Origin of the sequence: Pseudomonas sp. TWRC1-2, assembly GCF_049896685.1 — a bacterium.
Taxonomy (GTDB): domain Bacteria; phylum Pseudomonadota; class Gammaproteobacteria; order Pseudomonadales; family Pseudomonadaceae; genus Aquipseudomonas.
In genome coordinates this window covers 1-3,216 of the sequence record NZ_JAFCUU010000022.1, presented here as the reverse complement: position 1 = coordinate 3,216, position 3,216 = coordinate 1, and the positions used below count along the sequence as shown (strand labels likewise).

The following is a 3,216-nucleotide window of genomic DNA, read 5'->3' as shown; positions in this document are numbered from 1 at the left end:
AAGTGATGGTGAATGTTGATTTCTAGTCTTTGATTAGATCGTTCTTTAAAAATTTGGGTATGTGATAGAAAGATAGACTGAACGTTACTTTCACTGGTAACGGATCAGGCTAAGGTAAAATTTGTGAGTTACTCGTAATTGAGTATTATCGAATTTTCGGCGAATGTTGTCTTCACAGTATAACCAGATTGCTTGGGGTTATATGGTCAAGTGAAGAAGCGCATACGGTGGATGCCTTGGCAGTCAGAGGCGATGAAAGACGTGGTAGCCTGCGAAAAGCTTCGGGGAGTCGGCAAACAGACTTTGATCCGGAGATGTCTGAATGGGGGAACCCAGCCATCATAAGATGGTTACCTTACACTGAATACATAGGTGTAAGGGGCGAACCAGGGGAACTGAAACATCTAAGTACCCTGAGGAAAAGAAATCAACCGAGATTCCCTTAGTAGTGGCGAGCGAACGGGGACTAGCCCTTAAGTGGCTTTGAGATTAGCGGAACGCTCTGGAAAGTGCGGCCATAGTGGGTGATAGCCCTGTACGCGAAAATCTCTTAGTCATGAAATCGAGTAGGACGGAGCACGAGAAACTTTGTCTGAATATGGGGGGACCATCCTCCAAGGCTAAATACTACTGACTGACCGATAGTGAACTAGTACCGTGAGGGAAAGGCGAAAAGAACCCCGGAGAGGGGAGTGAAATAGATCCTGAAACCGTATGCGTACAAGCAGTGGGAGCAGACTTTGTTCTGTGACTGCGTACCTTTTGTATAATGGGTCAGCGACTTATTTTCAGTGGCGAGCTTAACCGAATAGGGGAGGCGTAGCGAAAGCGAGTCTTAATAGGGCGTCTAGTCGCTGGGAATAGACCCGAAACCGGGCGATCTATCCATGGGCAGGTTGAAGGTTGGGTAACACTAACTGGAGGACCGAACCGACTACCGTTGAAAAGTTAGCGGATGACCTGTGGATCGGAGTGAAAGGCTAATCAAGCTCGGAGATAGCTGGTTCTCCTCGAAAGCTATTTAGGTAGCGCCTCATGTATCACTGTAGGGGGTAGAGCACTGTTTCGGCTAGGGGGTCATCCCGACTTACCAAACCGATGCAAACTCCGAATACCTACAAGTGCCGAGCATGGGAGACACACGGCGGGTGCTAACGTCCGTCGTGAAAAGGGAAACAACCCAGACCGTCAGCTAAGGTCCCAAAGTTATGGTTAAGTGGGAAACGATGTGGGAAGGCTTAGACAGCTAGGAGGTTGGCTTAGAAGCAGCCACCCTTTAAAGAAAGCGTAATAGCTCACTAGTCGAGTCGGCCTGCGCGGAAGATGTAACGGGGCTCAAACCATACACCGAAGCTACGGGTATCACGTAAGTGATGCGGTAGAGGAGCGTTCTGTAAGCCTGTGAAGGTGAGTTGAGAAGCTTGCTGGAGGTATCAGAAGTGCGAATGCTGACATGAGTAACGACAATGGGTGTGAAAAACACCCACGCCGAAAGACCAAGGTTTCCTGCGCAACGTTAATCGACGCAGGGTTAGTCGGTCCCTAAGGCGAGGCTGAAAAGCGTAGTCGATGGAAAACAGGTTAATATTCCTGTACTTCTGGTTATTGCGATGGAGGGACGGAGAAGGCTAGGCCAGCTTGGCGTTGGTTGTCCAAGTTTAAGGTGGTAGGCTGAGATCTTAGGTAAATCCGGGATCTTAAGGCCGAGAGCTGATGACGAGTTAACTTTTAGTTAACGAAGTGGTTGATGCCATGCTTCCAAGAAAAGCTTCTAAGCTTCAGGTAACCAGGAACCGTACCCCAAACCGACACAGGTGGTTGGGTAGAGAATACCAAGGCGCTTGAGAGAACTCGGGTGAAGGAACTAGGCAAAATGGCACCGTAACTTCGGGAGAAGGTGCGCCGGTGAGGGTGAAGGACTTGCTCCGTAAGCTCATGCCGGTCGAAGATACCAGGCCGCTGCGACTGTTTATTAAAAACACAGCACTCTGCAAACACGAAAGTGGACGTATAGGGTGTGACGCCTGCCCGGTGCCGGAAGGTTAATTGATGGGGTTAGCTAACGCGAAGCTCTTGATCGAAGCCCCGGTAAACGGCGGCCGTAACTATAACGGTCCTAAGGTAGCGAAATTCCTTGTCGGGTAAGTTCCGACCTGCACGAATGGCGTAACGATGGCGGCGCTGTCTCCACCCGAGACTCAGTGAAATTGAAATCGCTGTGAAGATGCAGTGTATCCGCGGCTAGACGGAAAGACCCCGTGAACCTTTACTATAGCTTTGCACTGGACTTTGAATTTGCTTGTGTAGGATAGGTGGGAGGCTTTGAAGCGTGGACGCCAGTCTGCGTGGAGCCAACCTTGAAATACCACCCTGGCAACTTTGAGGTTCTAACTCAGGTCCGTTATCCGGATCGAGGACAGTGTATGGTGGGTAGTTTGACTGGGGCGGTCTCCTCCTAAAGAGTAACGGAGGAGTACGAAGGTGCGCTCAGACCGGTCGGAAATCGGTCGTAGAGTATAAAGGCAAAAGCGCGCTTGACTGCGAGACAGACACGTCGAGCAGGTACGAAAGTAGGTCTTAGTGATCCGGTGGTTCTGTATGGAAGGGCCATCGCTCAACGGATAAAAGGTACTCCGGGGATAACAGGCTGATACCGCCCAAGAGTTCATATCGACGGCGGTGTTTGGCACCTCGATGTCGGCTCATCACATCCTGGGGCTGAAGCCGGTCCCAAGGGTATGGCTGTTCGCCATTTAAAGTGGTACGCGAGCTGGGTTTAGAACGTCGTGAGACAGTTCGGTCCCTATCTGCCGTGGACGTTTGAGATTTGAGAGGGGCTGCTCCTAGTACGAGAGGACCGGAGTGGACGAACCTCTGGTGTTCCGGTTGTCACGCCAGTGGCATTGCCGGGTAGCTATGTTCGGAATAGATAACCGCTGAAAGCATCTAAGCGGGAAACTAGCCTCAAGATGAGATCTCACTGGAACCTTGAGTTCCCTGAAGGGCCGTCGAAGACTACGACGTTGATAGGTTGGGTGTGTAAGCGCTGTGAGGCGTTGAGCTAACCAATACTAATTGCCCGTGAGGCTTGACCATATAACACCCAAGCAATTTGCTTGCTTCAAGCTGAAAAGCGAAAGAGCACCAGATTGCGGTGTGTGAAGACGAAATGAACCGAAAGTTCGAACCTCACAAAACACCGAAAGCTGTCACATA

General features: G+C 50.5%; 1 rRNA gene. It reads left to right on the top strand.

From position 1 onward, the window contains the following. Positions 1–204 precede the first annotated feature (204 nt). A 23S ribosomal RNA gene (locus tag ACP7B3_RS29560) occupies positions 205–3,096 on the top strand. Positions 3,097–3,216: the final 120 nt, after the last annotated feature.